This is a genomic window from Chitinophaga agrisoli, assembly GCF_008386695.1.
Taxonomy (GTDB): Bacteria; Bacteroidota; Bacteroidia; order Chitinophagales; family Chitinophagaceae; genus Chitinophaga; species Chitinophaga agrisoli.
This window is the reverse complement of record NZ_VUOC01000002.1, coordinates 699,515-715,386: the sequence shown is the minus strand read 5'-3', so window position 1 is coordinate 715,386 and position 15,872 is coordinate 699,515. Positions and strand designations below refer to the sequence as shown.

The window sequence follows — 15,872 nt, the reverse complement described above, 5'->3', positions numbered from 1 at the left end:
CACTTTCGCAGTGGACCGCCCGTTTCTTATCTATCCGTTTATAGCTAACCACTAATTCTTCAACTCCAATACCACCACACTTTCCGGAGGCAGGCTCACCTGTAAACGGTCGCCGTTTTTCTTAGCCCCGTTAAAAGCAACCGTCTTTACCGTCATCGGTGCATCAAATGTGTTAATATCTGTAAACTTACCGGAAGTAAGTACCTGTCCGCTGACAGTTTTCCACGGCAGGTTGCTGATCATTGTGGACACATTGATGCTTTTGTGCGGATCCAGGTTTACCAGCGAAACATGGATCACGTTATTGGAGTCTATGGAGGCAGATGCATTCACCGCCGCAATTTTATCCTTACCTATACTATAGTCCGGGCTGTTCAGCATCACCGGCAGGCGTTTAGCATCCTGGTGCACTTTAAACAGGTCAAAAACATAGTAGGTGGGCGTGAGCAGCATTTTTTCTTTTTGGGTCAATATCAGTGACTGCAGCACGTTCACGGTCTGCGCCAGGTTGGCCAGCCGAACCCGGTCCGCATGGTTATTGAAGATGTTGAGGGTAGAGGCTGCCACCAGCGCATCCCGCAGGCTGTTCTGCTGGTACAGGAAACCAGGGTTGGTGCCCGGTTCCACATTGGTCCAGATACCCCATTCATCCACGGCCAGGGCCACTTTTTTATCCGGGTCATAATGGTCCATAATAGCGCTGTGTTTAGTTACCAGCTCTTCCATGAACAGGCATTTCTGCAGGGTGGTAAAATACTCCTGTTCGTCAAAGGCGGTGGCAGAGCCCTTGTCCCGCCAGTTCCGTGGCACTGTGTAGTAGTGGAGGGAAAGGCCCCACATCTGGTTAAGGGGGATATTCTTCATACAGGTCTCCGTCCACTGGTAATTGGCGTCAGATGCGCCGCAGGCTACCTTCCATAAGGGCGTGCCGGGGTAGTTTTTCGCAAAAGTGGCATACCGGCGGTACTGATCCGCATAATAGGCGGCCGTCATATTGCCGCCGCAGCCCCAGCTCTCATTGCCTACGCCCCAGAAATGTACGTTCCAGGGGGCGGCATGGCCATTTTCCTTGCGGATCTTAGACATGGGGCTTTCCCCGTTAAAGTTGAGGTATTCTACCCATTTAGACATCTCCTCTACCGTGCCGCTGCCCACATTGCCACTGATATAGGGCTCGCAGCCCAGCAAGCTGCACAGCTCCAGGAATTCATGGGTGCCAAAGCTATTGTCTTCTGTAACACCGCCCCAATGCGTATTCACCATTTTGGGGCGTTGCTCGCGGGGGCCTATGCCATCCCGCCAGTGGTATTCGTCCGCAAAACAGCCCCCTGGCCAGCGCAGGTTGGGGATCTTTATGCGTTTCAGGGCCTCTACCACATCCATCCGGATGCGGTCCTTCTTTTCTACCTGCAGGTTGGGATCTACCCAAAAACCGTCATAGATGCACCTGCCCAGGTGCTCAGAAAAATGGCCGTAAATGTGCCGGCTGATCGTAGGACCATTGCCGTCTTGCTGGATACTTAGGGTGGCCTCGCTTTGTGCGGAGGCAAACAGTACAGAAAAGAGTACCGGAAGGGCGCAGAATAGTTTTTTCATTATAACGTGAAATTTGGTGCCCTAAGCTAAGGATTATTCTTTTAAATGTCAATTTCACATTTAAATACCGTGTATTCCGCCGCAAACGGGCAGCTGCGGCTGATTGTTAACGTATTGCAAAAGGCCCCCGCCTGGCGGCCTCATTGGCGCACTACTTCCCGGAATTTCGTAACTTTAAGAAAAATGTTATTTTATGGCCCATCCAAATGTAGAGTTGATTGCCGCTTTAAGAGAGACGGCGCGCCGATTAAAGAATGGAGCGCCTTATGCATGGGGTAACCATGGCACATGTAACTGCGGTAACTTATTGCAGGTAATAACTAACCTGGACAAAGACGAAATACTGCACTATGCCCAAACCGGGGTAGGGGAATGGACAGAGTTGGCAGAGGATTATTGTGTAGTGTCCAATGCGCCCATCGCATTGCTCATCACCCGTTTGACGGAAAAAGGACTTACGCCTACGGATATACACAATATCGAATATCTGCAGGACAAAGAAGTACTGGAACGCCTGCCTGGCGGCTTCCGCTGGCTCAAACGCAACCAGCGCGATGACGTAGTGGCTTATCTGGATTCTTTTGCCAATTTATTGGAAGACAAATTGTTACAACAAATAGAAATACCTTATCAGCAATTAATGCAGCAAGAGCGCTTAACATACTGTTAACAAAGGGGTTAACCGGCAGTTAACGTAGGTAAAAACGGATTGTCATATTTTTGGAAACGTCTACCACACAATGAGAACAGCTACATGTGATCTGATCATTGTATATTTTTCCTCAAGGTGCTGTTCGTTCTTAACTTTATTTTATTCATCAGGCACTATATCGATCAAATGGAATATACTCAGGAGCATATTTACGAATTACTGCTGCGCAAAAAAAAGGGAAACATCAATCATGTGGATGACCTTTACCTCGAACAGTTGATAGCGGACAATGAAGACGTAAACCTCTTATGGAACGATATCCGGCTCAACGATTTCGATGAACAGGTTTGGTATGAGATAGAAGATAGTGGAGCCGTCTGGGAAAGAATGGAATCAGAACTGTTCAGATCAGCCCGTAACAGGGTGCGCCGCCTTACCGCCATCAAATGGCTGGCAGCCGCCTGCGTTGTGGGCGCCCTTGCAACAGGCGCCTGGTTCCTCCTCAAACCTCAGCGCCCCGCTACCGGACAGGAAATAGCCGCTGCGGCCGGCCAGACAAAAGGTCTGCGCCTGCAGCTCTCAAACGGTAAGACCATCCAGCTTCCCTATAATTCTCCCACGCAGCAGATCACCTCTGGCGACGTAGCCCTTAATGCCGGCGCCCGCACCCTGCAGTATACCACAAATGATCATACCATGGGCGGCCTCAATACCCTTGTGGTGCCCCCGCGCATGGATTATCGCCTGATCCTCTCAGACGGTACGGAAGTATGGCTCAACGCCACCTCCACCCTCCGGTTCCCCTTTAGCTTTACCGAGAACCAACGCGAGGTATACCTCGAAGGGGAAGGATATTTTAAAGTAGCCAAAAACGCTGATAAGCCTTTTGTTGTGCACACGCCACAAACCGATGTGCAGGTGTTGGGCACAGAATTTAATATTAATACTTACAAATCCGGTGTTACCAGCACCTCGCTGGTGTCCGGCTCCGTATCCGCCCGCTCCGGCCAGTCTACGATTGTGCTGAAGCCCGGACAGGAAGCAGTATACACTGACCGCCTTGGTTTTACCGTACAGCAGTTTGACCATGATCTCACACTGGCCTGGATGAATGGCGTATTCCAGTTCGACAATACCCCCCTACGGGACCTTGCCCCCGTTATCAAACGTTGGTTTGGCGTAAACGTGGTATTCGACGATCCGGCCCTGGCCAATTCACCCTTTACCGGTGTGCTGGACAAACATCATGACCTGGCCTTCTTCCTCCGGAATATCAGCAATACCGGCGCTGGTATAGAGTATGAGCTGAATAAGGAGACATTGCACCTGAAATCGCCCAAATAACATAACGCACATAAAGGGCGGGTATAGCAGCTTAAAGCGCTGCCGTACTCGCCCTTTCTTCGTAATTTAAGGGTATCATGAAGTCCATAGCTGATGCCCCGCATATCTTCTACGAAGGAGATATGATCGTTCTGAGATCCGTTATTACCCGGCAACATAAACAGGTAGCCCACGCCCAGACTTATTCCCTGCAGCAAAAACAGCGCATCTGGGTGCATTGCAATTTCCCGGAGCACCCGGAATGGAACTTTTCCACCCCGCTAAAGCCTACCCTGACCCCAGAGCCCACCATTTTCCCGGCCACCGGCAGGATATTGGCCGTTTCCGACATAGAAGGTAATTTTGAGGCCTTCCGGGACCTCCTCCTGGCCCATGAGGTAATAGACACAGCCTACAACTGGACCTTTGGCAATGGCCGGCTGGTGATGAATGGCGACTGTTTTGACCGCGGTCCCCTGGTGATGGAATGCCTCTGGCTCCTTTATGCCCTCGAAGAAAAAGCAAAACAACAAGGCGGGTACGTGCATTTTATCCTGGGTAACCATGAGATCATGAACATGACCGGAGATCTGCGTTATGTACACGAAAAGTACCTGGAGCAGGCCCTCATTCTGCAAAAGGACTATTTCAGCTGGTTCCAGCCCGCTACGGAGCTGGGCCGCTGGCTGGCCACCAAGAATGTATTGGAAAAAATAGGCCCCTTCCTGTTTGTACACGGAGGTATAGCGCCCATTATCAACCTGCTGTCTTATAGCCTGTCCGCCATTAACCGTCTGTGCCGTCCCTGGTACTTTACGCCGGTGGAGGCGTTTCCCGTGCAATTTGCAGCCCTGTATTACCTGCTCTATTCATCGGAATCCCCCTTCTGGTACCGCGGCTATGCCATGGGCCATGCCACCGCACGGGATGTGGAGGAGACCCTCCGCAAATTTGATGTTCGCCGTATCATCATTGGCCATACCACCACAGAAAAGGTCACCGTTTTTTTTGATGGGAGGGTGATTGATATAGATACGCCTCATGCAGATGGGATCTCTGAAGGAGTATTGATAGAGGGGGGACAAGTCTTCCGCGTAAATAAAAAGGGCCTGCGGGAACTATTGGTTAAGGACTGATACGCCATCTTCCTCAATTCCTTCATTCCCCGTTACTTATCCCGCCGTCTTCCCTCATCTCTCATATTTATTTGAATAAATGTCAAATTGACAATATATTAGTATCTTGTATACAACCCGTAATCCTCCGTTATGAATAAACTAGTATTTGTAGACTACGTTATTTTTATTATCTACTTTCTCATAGTAGCCTCATATGGCTATTGGATCTACCGCCGTAAAAGGAAGACCAGTATTGACACAAAGGACTTTTTCCTGGCGGAAGGTTCCCTTACCTGGTGGGCCATTGGCGCTTCCCTTATTGCGTCCAATATCTCTGCGGAGCAGTTCATTGGCATGAGCGGTAATGGCTTCTCTGTAGGCGTGGCCGTAGCTGCCTATGAATGGATTGCCGCTATTGCGCTTATCATTGTGGCGGTCTGGTTCATGCCGGTATACCTGAAGAACCACATCTTCACCATGCCGCAGTTTCTGAAAACGCGCTATAATGAAACGGTGAGCCTGATCATGGCCATTTTCTGGCTGTTCCTGTATGTATTTGTGAACCTTACTTCCATCCTGTTCCTGGGCGCGCTGGCCATTAACAGCCTGGTGGGCGACGGTAATTTCCATCTCATCATGATCGCGTTGTCCGTGTTTGCGCTGCTTATTACGCTGGGTGGTATGAAGGTGATAGGGTATACGGATGTGATCCAGGTAGCGGTACTTATTATTGGGGGCTTAGCTACTACTTACCTGGCCCTTAGCATGGTAAGCGATCATCTTGGTGTTGGCGGCAGTGTGCTGGCTGGTTTTAAGGCCCTGATGCACGATGCCCCGGACCACTTTAAGATGATCATGGAAAAGCCGGCTGCAACGGCCCCACAGTCAGAGATCAATAAATACCTGATGTTGCCTGGTCTCTCGATGTACCTGGCCGGCCAGTGGATCGTAAACCTGAACTACTGGGGTTGTAACCAGTATATTACGCAGCGCGCCCTGGGCGCTAACCTGGAAACAGCGCGCAGAGGTATCCTGTTTGCGGGCCTGTTGAAGCTGATGATGCCCGTGATCGTGATGCTGCCGGGTATTGCTGCCTATGTGTTATACAAGAATGGTGCGCTCCAACAGGAGATGGCCCCCGGTGGCCACTTCAATGCAGATAATGCTTATTCCGCCATCCTGGGCTTCCTGCCCACCGGTCTTAAAGGCTTGTCCCTGGCGGCATTAACAGCGGCCATAGTGGCGTCGCTGGCTGGTAAGGCCAATAGTATCTCCACCATCTTTACGCTGGATATCTATAAAAAATACATCCGCAAAGAGGCCAATGAACAGCAGCTGGTATGGACGGGCCGTATCGTTATCATAGCGGCCATGCTGCTGGCTATCGGCTTCACCTGGAACGATATACTGGGTATAGGCGGCGAAGGCGGTTTTACCTTTATACAGAAGTACACGGGTTTTATTAGTCCGGGCGTATTTGCCATGTTCCTGCTGGGCATGTTCTGGAAACGTACTACCGGCGCTGCTGCGGTAGCGGGTATTGTTACCGGTTTCCTCCTGTCTGTAGTGTTCAATAACTATGCGCCGCAATGGTTTGGGAATGAGACCTTGTTGTACACTGCGTTCCCTAATGGTAAAGGTAAATATGAGATACCCTTCCTTATCTGTATGGGATGGGCATTCTTCTTCACCGTGCTTGTTATGGTGATCATGAGCCTGGCCGGGCCTAAGGTCAATCCTAAAGCGTTTGTGCTGGATAAGGCCATGTTCCGGGTATCGCCTACCACCATGGTGCTCATTGTAATTACATTGCTGATATTAAGCGCGCTGTATGTGCGGTTCTGGTAACGGCTACTATTAAGATGACAAGGCCGGCGAAGCATAGTTTTGCCGGCCTTGTTTTATACAGACAGGTGACCCCTGGCGGACGTTGGCTGTTCATTAGCGGACACTGGCGCTGGCCGCCGTTATTATAACCAATTGATTCATAAGGTGGGCCTGGTCTGGCATTTTGTTGGAGGCAGGGGTATTGCCTAAGTTCCACCATATGTTCAAAAACTACCTCAAGATTGCCTGGCGGAATATTATCCGCAACAAGGCATTCTCCTCCATCAATATCCTTGGCCTTGCCATTGGCATTGCGGCCTCCTTGCTGATCCTGCAATATGTAGCCTTTGAGCTCAGTTATGATAAGTTCCATGCGCAGGGCAACAGGATCTTCCGTGTGCAGCAGGACCGGTATAATGATGGGAAGCTGAGCACCCAATGGGCCGCAGGCGCCTATGCAGTTGGCAATCATGCAAAGCTGGCTTTCCCGGAAGTGGAGGAGTATGTGAAAATGGTGCGCAGCGGGCCGCTGATGGTGGATTATAATAACAACAACATTAAGGTAGAGAAGGTATATTATACAGGTTCTTCCTTCTTCTCTGTATTTACTTACCCGTTACTGGCGGGCGATAAGAAAACGGTGCTTGATGCGCCCAAGACGGTGGCCATCTCCGCATCCCTGGCGCAACGCCTGTTTGGAAAGGAAGAGGCCCTGGGTAAGACCATCCGCCTTAACCAGGAGGTAGCATTCAAAGTAACCGGCGTATTCAGGGATATATCGGTTAACTCCCATCTCAAAGCAGATATGTTATTGCCATACGCCCGCTACCTGGACATTGTAAAACCAGGCGATCCGGAAACTGCCTGGGACTGGGATGGCTGCTTAACTTATCTGCTGCTGCGCCCCGGTGCTGATGCCAGGGCGGTGGAAAAGAAATTTCCGGCATTAGTACAGAAATTTACCGGCGACTACTTTTCCAAGCTCAACGCACAGGTGATCTACCATCTGCAGCCATTAAAGGACATCCATCTATACTCTCATTACATGGAGGAGGCAGAGGCCAATGGCGATGGCAATACGGTATACCTGCTGTTGGGCATAGCTTTCTTTATCATCGTTATTGCCTGGATCAACTATATTAACCTGGCTACTGCCCGCGCGATCAACAGGGCAGTGGAGGTAGGTATCCGTAAGACGGTGGGCTCCATGAAAAGCCAGCTAATGAAACAGTTCCTGCTGGAGGCTGCACTGCTTAATGCCATAGCCGTAGGACTGGCATTGCTGATCGTATTGGCCGCCACGCCCTTCTTTAATGAGCTCACCGGCCTGCAACTGTCATTTTCATCACTGAATAACTACGCGTTCTGGCTTACGTTGCTGGGTCTTTTCCTGGCAGGATCATTCCTTTCGGGGTTATACCCGGCATTTATACTGGCCGCCTTTAAACCGGTGGTGGTACTAAAGGGAAAGGGTATTGCATCCCGGCAGGGGAGCGCTCTCCGCAAATCCCTGGTGGTATGCCAGTTTGCGGCGTCCCTGTTCCTACTGATAGGTACTCTGACCGTTTACCGGCAGATCCAGTTCATGCGCACGCAGAAGCTGGGTATGAATATTAATCAGACGCTGGTGGTGAGCACGCCTATTGTAGTGAAGAATGATTCCTCCTTCCTGCATTATACAAAAGCCTTCAAACAGGAGTTGTTACGCGATCCTTCTATCCGTATCATCGCGGCTTCCTCTATAGTACCCGGCCGTACATCCGGTTGGAATGCCGGCGCTATCCGCATCAAAGGCCAGGATATTGCCGTAGGCAAACAGTACCGGATCATAGATATTGATGATGATTTTGTGCCTGCCTATGAGCTGAAGCTGCTGGCCGGCCGTAATTTCTCAGATAAATTCGGTATGGACTCCAATGCGGTGATCTTTAACCGGGTGGCTGCCAGACAGCTGGGTTTTGATAACCCGGAAGACGCAGTGGGCAAGGTGATCGACTTCTGGGGCACTATGTGCACCATCACTGGGGTAGTGGATAATTTTCACCAGCAAACCCTGCGCGAAGCCTATGATGCGCTGATACTTAAACGCCAGCCCGGCCAGCGCGGCTATTTTTCTATAAAGATAGATGCTAACCAGGCACAGAGGGCCATTGCGGTGGTACAGCGGAACTGGAATACCTTCTTCCCCGGTAATCCGCTGGAGTACTTCTTCCTGGATCAACACTTCAATGATCAATATGAGGCGGACCGGCGCTTTGGACGGGTGTTTGGCTTGTTCACCACCCTGGCCATCCTGGTGGCCTGCCTGGGTTTATTTGGATTGGCCTCTTTTACCACGGTGCAGCGTACCAAGGAGATAGGCATCCGCAAAGTACTGGGCGCTTCAGTTATGGAGATAGTAACCCTGCTTTATAAGGAGTTTGCCATGCTGATCGGCATTGCCTTTATAGTGGCCACTCCGCTGGCCTGGTATGCCTCCGCCCGCTGGCTGGAAAATTATGCGTTCCATACAAGCCTGTATTGGTGGCTTTTTGTACTGCCTTTCAGTCTTATTTTATTGATTGCTTTTGCTACCGTAAGTTTCCAGAGTATTAAAGCGGCATTAACGAACCCCGTAACGAGTTTGAGAACGGAGTAGAAAGTAAATGCTTAAAAAACAGCTACTTATATAAAAAGAAAAAGGCGGTAAGAATACCGCCTAATTTTTTAACCATATCCTATGAAAAACCTACTACAAAGATATAAGCCAGCAGGTATCAACCTATTCTGATTTGGTGAACAGTAGATTTTATCTAGTAAACGCAAATAAATAGCTATTCTTAACCAGAAGTTAACAAATACTAACGACCTAATACATACGAAATAACCCCTCTTGGGTGGTCAAATATGATAAATCGTTACAACATCTGTCGTTTTTACTAACTTTGGCCTATGAGAATAGAAGAGGCCATAAAACAGGGGAAATTCCGCAGCAATTACCAGAAAGCGGTAGTGAACCTTATTTTCACCAGTAACTGGCTTCGGGATGCTCAGGCAGATTTCTTTAAGGAATATGAGATTTTACCCCAGCATTTCAATGCGCTCCGTATCATCAAAGGACGGCATCCCAAACCCGTTTCCGCGGGTGAGATAAAAGAAGTGTTACTGGACAAGGCCAGCGACGTTACCCGTTTGCTGGACAAACTCGTTAAACTGGGGCACGTCAACCGTCGCCTCTGCGATCAGAACCGCCGCAAAATGGACATTACCCTTACGCCTAAGGGACTGCAGCTCCTGGAAGACCTGGAGCCGCACATGAACGCCTTCTTCGGGGATCTGGCAGATCGCCTGAATGAGGAAGAGGCACAACAGCTGAGCGATCTGCTGGACAAGCTGCGCAAATAACTGATAGGAAGACGGAAGCATCGGGAATGCCTGTTATCAAAACAGGTGGCCATGCCTTTGCCCCTGTTACCCGGCGCCCGCCGTGTTTGCAATGTTCATTATCCTTAACAGGTACCATTCACAAAGAAGAAATTAATATATTAGCGCACAGGCATACCGCCTTATCAGATTGTAGCAACATCACTGACCGTAATTAATAATCAACTATGCATTTGCCCCCGCTTATTACAGACCTTGCGTTAATCCTTGCCGCTGCGGCGGTAACCACGCTCATCTTTAAAAAGCTGCGGCAACCACTGGTATTGGGTTATATAGTAGCCGGCCTGCTGGTAGGACCGCATGTATCCCTGGTGCCTACCGTAGCGGATGAGGCCAATATTCAAACCTGGTCAGAGATAGGCGTTATCTTCCTGCTGTTTAGCCTGGGCCTGGAGTTCAGCTTCAAAAAACTGATCAAGGTAGGAGGGGCGGCATCGATCACCGCCATTATAGAAGTGGCTTTTATGCTGCTGCTGGGTTATGCTGCCGGTCATCTGATGGGGTGGTCTGTGATGGATAGCATCTTCCTGGGCGGCATACTCTCTGTTTCTTCCACTACCATTATCATCCGTGCTTTTGAGGAGCTGGGCGTTAAAGGGCAGCAGTTTGCTGGCCTGGTGTTCGGTATCCTGGTGGTAGAGGACCTGGTGGCCATTGTGCTGCTGGTATTATTGAGCACCCTGGCGGCCAGTCAGCAGTTTGCCGGTATGGAGATGTTAACCTCTGTAGTAAAGCTGTTATTCTTCCTGATCATATGGTTTGTATCCGGCATATTTTTCCTGCCCACCCTGCTAAAAAGAACACGTAAGCTAATGAATGAGGAAACCCTGCTGGTTACCTCCATAGGGCTTTGCCTGCTGATGGTAGTGCTGGCTGTACAGGCAGGTTTTTCTCCGGCGCTGGGCGCTTTTGTAATGGGCTCCATCCTGGCAGAGACTACGCAGGCGGAGAAGATAGAGCACCTGGTAAAACCCGTAAAAGAGCTGTTTGGCGCGGTGTTCTTTGTGTCTGTAGGTATGTTGATAGACCCTGCCATGATCCTGAAATATGCTGGTCCTGTGGTCAATATCACGATCATCACCGTATTAGGTAAGCTGCTCAGCACCACTATCGGCGCACTCGTAGCGGGGCAACCACTTAAACCGGCCGTGCAGGCGGGTATGAGCCTGGCGCAGATAGGGGAGTTCTCCTTTATTATTGCCACCCTGGGACTTACATTGAATGTTACCAGCAGTTTCCTGTATCCTGTCGCTGTGGCGGTGTCTGCCGTTACTACTTTTACCACGCCTTACCTGATCCGGGTGTCAGAGCCAGTATACGTGCGTATTGCAGCCATACTGCCCCACCGGTGGAAAACCACCCTTAACCGTTATAGCGCGGCTACGCAAACCATTGCGGTGGTCAGCGATTGGCGGCAGCTGCTGCGGTCGTATTTTATGAATATGATCCTGTTCTCTGTTATCATTATAGCGGTGGTGCTGTTGGGCGCCTATTATATCCTGCCCAGGATCACGGATACTACGGGCGATCATCACTGGGGGCGTATTGCCACCGCTTTTGTGACGCTGCTGGTGCTTTCGCCGTTTATCTGGGCGCTGGCATTCCGCGGCGCCAGCAGCGCAGCCTCCGCCAATATATGGCAGCAGAAAAAGTACCGCGGCCCGCTGGTATTATTACGTTTGTTACGTGTAGGACTGGCGGTGTTCCTGATCGGTTTTTTTGTGGATCAATTCTTCTCTACTGCGGTAGCCTTACTGGTTACGCTGGCAATAGTGGCGTTGCTGTTCATCTTCTCAAAAAGGCTGCAGACTTTTTATGCCACTATTGAGGCGCGCTTTTTTTCTAATTTCAATGAAAGGGAAACCCGTGTAGGCGGTATCAATAAGCAGGTGCTGGCCCCCTGGGATGCGCATCTGGCGGTAATAGAGATCCGGTCCACTTCGCCGGCCATTGGCAAAACATTGCAGGAGCTCGCCCTCCGCGAAACTTTCGGTACAAATATCGCCCTGATAAAAAGAGGCGGTCAGCAATATGCGGCGCCTGGCGGTACGGAAAGGCTTTACCCTGGTGATGTAGTGACTGTGATAGGCACGGATGATCAGCTTACCCTGCTAAACCGTTTCCTGGATGAGCAGGATGGATCCCTCGAGAGCAAAACGCAGCCTGCCAATGATATTGTGCTACGCCGCTACCTGGTAAAGGAAGGCATGCCTCTTTTGGGCAAAACCATCCGCCAGACAGGCATCCGCGAGCAAACGCAGGGCATGGTACTGGGCATAGAGCGCGGCGGCCGCCGTTTGTTAAACCCGGACTCCAGCACCGTACTGCAGGAAGGCGATATCTTATGGGTAGCAGGTAGTGAAAAGCGCCTGGCCACCTTCTTCAAAAAAGGGCATTTATAATCCCTATTCGTACCTCAGTTCCGTTGTCTCTTCCGCGCCGTCCGCGCCAAAACTGGCCGTTACCCGGGTAGGATATCCTACGGCATTATAGGCGTATATATAGGTATTTACGCTTTTCTCACCTGTGGCTACATGGGTGATCTGCTCTGTTAATACATTATTGGTGGATAATGCGGCCGGCTGTATGTCTGTCATGTAACAAAGCCCGGTTATCTGCTGTTGCGGATTAGGTTTGTTATCATAGGTGTAGACAATGCTGGTTGTCAGCGCAAAGCTGCCGTTGGCCGCTGTTCTGCCGTAGCTATCCAGCTGGCGCATATTGCCGGCAGCATCCCAGCTATATGCCTGGTAGTTATGGTTCTCATACTGGCCGCGGGTGCTGCTAAAGAAATAACGGGCTGTTATCCGCCCTGCCTTGTCATATACCAGCGAATCGTATCCGTGGGCCTGTCCCTCTGTATAGTAACGGATCCGGCTGATCTGGCGGTAATCCTCCGCATAATCAAACGAAGAGAAGATCTCGCTGCTTTCGCCGCTTTCCTTGCCGGATACCAGCGTGCTTACCAGGTGGCCGCTTTCGTATACCGGTATACGCACATCAGTATACATTTCATCTGTTGTGCGCTGTACCCTGGTAAGTTTGCTGAGCTGATGCTGTGTATTGTAGGTGATCAGCAGCGTGCCGGCATGACTGTTGATCGCCTGTAACAGGGGACGTTCTTCATCTGGCGTGTGTTGATTGCGGAACGAAGAAAGGGCAATAGCAGCCACTGTGACCAATAATGCCACACGCTCCTTGTTGATCGTTTTCATAGGTGTAAACGGTTAAAGGATATTGGAATAGTTATGAATCAAAATAACAAAAAAGCATAAAGTGTTTATATCCCATTTTAGTGGTATTGTAAACATTTCCTGTGGTCTTATGTTATAGTATTACTATACCTCAAGCGGAAGCCCTCCCTGTATAATAAATGCGAACATCATTATGAGAAAGATCACCCATTGGATCATACTGCTGATAGCGGGAATAATGCTTTTTTCCTGTACTGGTTCCACCCGTATTACCGGTTCCTGGAAGAATCCGGAGATCCCGGCTGCCGCCAGGGACTATAAGAGCGTATTCATTGCCGCCCTTGTCAGGAATATGGAAGTGCGCACCAAACTGGAGAACGCGATGGCCGCACAGGCCAGCCTGCGGGATATCAAGGCCTATAAAAGCACGGATTACCTGGCGCCCCGTTTCCAGGAAAAGATGCCTAACCGTGAGGAGATGGTGCAGAAGATCAAGGCTACAGGCGCACAGACCATCCTTAGTGTGTCCCTGCTGGATAAGCACAGCGAGACCCGTTACGTACGCGGTAACCTGGGTTATGCGCCGGTGCCAACCTACGGCTGGTACCGGGGATTCTATGCTTATTACACGCACTGGTATCCTATGGTCTATGATCCCGGCTATTATGTAACAGACCGTACTTATTTCCTGGAGGCCAACCTGTATGATGCCAGTGACGAGAAACTGCTGTGGTCCGCACAATCGGAAACGGTGAATCCGTCCGGCATCGATCAGTTTGTGCAGGAATATCCGCAAAAGCTGGTAGCGCAGATGATCAGGGATGGACTGCTGCAAAAATGATCCTGGTATTTTTAACCTCCATATAATCAGCATAAAGCGTTGCACTACAGTCGTGCAGCGCTTTTGTTTTTAAGCGCTATTCCGGCGGGCGCGGCCACAGATGGGCACAAGCGGCCATCGTACTGGAACAATTTATGTGTCAGCTTAATAAAAAACATCGCTTATGTATACGCTGGGGATCAATGCCGCTTTCCATGACTCTGCAGCCTGTTTAATGAAAGACGGGCAGTTAATTGCGGCTGTGGAGGATGAACGCTTCACACATATCAAGCACGGCAAAAGGCCGGTACCTTTCTCTGCATATGAATTGCCTTTTCATGCTATTGATTATTGTCTACAGACAGCTGGTATCCATCTGAAGGATGTGGACCATGTTGCTTATTCTTTTGATCCGTATATCCTGCTGGGCAATGGTTACCAGGGCAAAGAGGATATTACGCTGCCGCTGGAGCCATCTGCACGTAAGATGCCGGAGAAGTGGATGTCGCCTTGGGACCCGCTGTTCCTTTCTTCCATCGTAAATGCGCCTGGCCAGCTGGTAGATGGTTATCCCCATCACCTGCAGCAGCGGTTTAAAGGCGCGGTGCTGGAAAAAGAGCAGTGGCATTTTGTGGAGCACCATCTTTGTCATGCTGCCAGCGCTTTTCTGCCTTCTCCTTATGAAAATGCCGCTGTGCTTACTATAGACGGACGCGGAGAAAAAGCTACCACCACCTTTAGCCTGGGTAATGGTAACGATATGCAACGCATTAGCCAGGTAGATATGCCGCATTCCCTGGGCCTGCTATATGAACAGGTAACCAGTTACCTGGGCTTTCTGCATTCATCTGACGAGTATAAGGTAATGGCGCTGGCGTCTTATGGCAAACCTGTGTTTGCAGATGATTTCCGGGAGATGATATGTTTGCAGGATGCCGGCCACTATACCATCAGCGATGAGCGCTTTGTAGAGCGCTTTGGGCCTGCGCGTGAGCGGGGCAGCGAGTTCACCGGTCATCACTTCAATATTGCGCAATCACTGCAGGTAGTATTGCAGGAAAAGGTATTGCAGCTGGCTGCATGGCTACAGCAGCAAACACAGGCAGAGAACCTTTGTTTTGCCGGCGGGGTGGCGTTGAATTGCGTGCTCAATGCCGCCATCCGCGATGCGGGGATCTTTAAAAACATATGGATACAACCGGCTGCCGGCGATGCAGGCACCGCCCTGGGCGCAGCCATGTGGATAGATGCGCAGCAACGCCCGTCACAGCAGCGCAGCTTTTATATGGAGCATGCCTACTGGGGACCGGATTACAATGATGAAGAGATCACCCGCTTCCTGGACTGGACAAAAACGCCTTACCGCCGTATGACGGATGTAGCTGCGGAAACAGCGGATCTGCTTGCGCAGGATAAGATCATTGGCTGGTTCCAGGGCCGTATGGAGTTTGGGCCCCGTGCGCTGGGCAGCCGCTCCATCCTGGCGTCTCCCATATCCCCGCAGATGCAGGCAAGGCTTAATGAGGTAAAGGACCGGGAGGACTTTCGCCCGGTGGCGCCTGTGGTCATGGAAGAAGACGCGGCGGAATGGTTTGAGCAGGCTGATTATTCACCGTTCATGCTCTTTGTATATAAAGTGAAACAGGATAAACGGGATAAGATACCCGCCGTGTGCCATGTAGATGGCACCGCCCGGATCCAGACGGTGAACCGCCGCCAGCACCCGCGTTATTACGATCTGTTGCATGCATTTAAACAGCGCACCGGCGTACCGGTGCTCATCAATACCTCGTTCAACACGTTGGGGAAGCCCATCGTATGCACGCCCCGCGACGCCATTGAATGTTTCTGGTCATCGCCTTTTGATGCGCTGGTGATCGGCAGCTTCCTGGTAGAGAAGAACAGGGGTAACCATTAAA

General features: G+C 50.5%; 11 protein-coding genes. 9 read left to right on the top strand and 2 right to left on the bottom strand.

The window, feature by feature from the left end:
- Positions 1-51: 51 nt before the first annotated feature.
- Positions 52-1,596, bottom strand: coding sequence for an alpha-N-arabinofuranosidase (locus F0L74_RS10290; RefSeq protein WP_149837783.1), 1,545 nt, complete (start codon positions 1,594-1,596; stop codon positions 52-54).
- A 193-nt stretch (positions 1,597-1,789) separates the two neighbouring features.
- Between F0L74_RS10290 and F0L74_RS10285 the strand changes: the two genes are divergently transcribed.
- The 7 genes from F0L74_RS10285 (at position 1,790) to F0L74_RS10255 (ending at position 12,341) form a co-directional block, all read left to right on the top strand.
- A complete protein-coding gene (locus tag F0L74_RS10285; RefSeq protein ID WP_149837782.1) occupies positions 1,790-2,266 on the top strand; it encodes a hypothetical protein in 477 nt (158 codons plus the stop codon).
- A 168-nt stretch (positions 2,267-2,434) separates the two neighbouring features.
- Positions 2,435-3,592 (top strand): FecR family protein, encoded by a 1,158-nt coding sequence (locus tag F0L74_RS10280; RefSeq protein ID WP_149837781.1) that lies wholly within the window; start codon positions 2,435-2,437, stop codon positions 3,590-3,592.
- Positions 3,593-3,669: 77 nt separating this feature from the next.
- A complete protein-coding gene (locus tag F0L74_RS10275; protein ID WP_149837780.1) occupies positions 3,670-4,707 on the top strand; it encodes a metallophosphoesterase in 1,038 nt (345 codons plus the stop codon).
- A gap of 132 nt (positions 4,708-4,839) precedes the next feature.
- Entirely contained in the window at positions 4,840-6,537 is a 1,698-nt protein-coding gene (locus tag F0L74_RS10270) for a sodium:solute symporter family transporter (protein WP_149837779.1), read from the top strand.
- 199 nt (positions 6,538-6,736) lie between these two features.
- Positions 6,737-9,154 carry an ABC transporter permease gene (locus F0L74_RS10265; protein WP_149837778.1) on the top strand — a complete coding sequence of 806 codons (2,418 nt, stop codon included), beginning with the start codon at positions 6,737-6,739 and terminating at the stop codon, positions 9,152-9,154.
- 293 nt (positions 9,155-9,447) lie between these two features.
- Positions 9,448-9,900, top strand: a complete 453-nt coding sequence (locus F0L74_RS10260; RefSeq protein WP_149837777.1) for a MarR family winged helix-turn-helix transcriptional regulator — start codon at positions 9,448-9,450, stop codon at positions 9,898-9,900.
- Between the two features lie 206 nt (positions 9,901-10,106).
- Positions 10,107-12,341 carry a monovalent cation:proton antiporter family protein gene (locus F0L74_RS10255; protein WP_149837776.1) on the top strand — a complete coding sequence of 745 codons (2,235 nt, stop codon included), beginning with the start codon at positions 10,107-10,109 and terminating at the stop codon, positions 12,339-12,341.
- Positions 12,342-12,344: 3 nt separating this feature from the next.
- Here the strand turns inward: F0L74_RS10255 and F0L74_RS10250 are convergent, their stop codons facing one another.
- The gene (locus F0L74_RS10250; protein WP_149837775.1) at positions 12,345-13,154 is read right to left on the bottom strand and encodes a hypothetical protein; all 810 of its coding nucleotides are present in this window, start codon (positions 13,152-13,154) and stop codon (positions 12,345-12,347) included.
- 172 nt (positions 13,155-13,326) lie between these two features.
- Between F0L74_RS10250 and F0L74_RS10245 the strand changes: the two genes are divergently transcribed.
- Together F0L74_RS10245 and F0L74_RS10240 are read left to right on the top strand one after the other, a co-directional pair.
- Entirely contained in the window at positions 13,327-13,974 is a 648-nt protein-coding gene (locus F0L74_RS10245) for a DUF4136 domain-containing protein (protein ID WP_149837774.1), read from the top strand.
- Between the two features lie 163 nt (positions 13,975-14,137).
- On the top strand, positions 14,138-15,871 hold the full coding sequence (locus tag F0L74_RS10240) for a carbamoyltransferase family protein (protein ID WP_149837773.1): 1,734 nt from the start codon (positions 14,138-14,140) through the stop codon (positions 15,869-15,871).
- The last annotated feature ends 1 nt before the right edge of the window (position 15,872 follow it).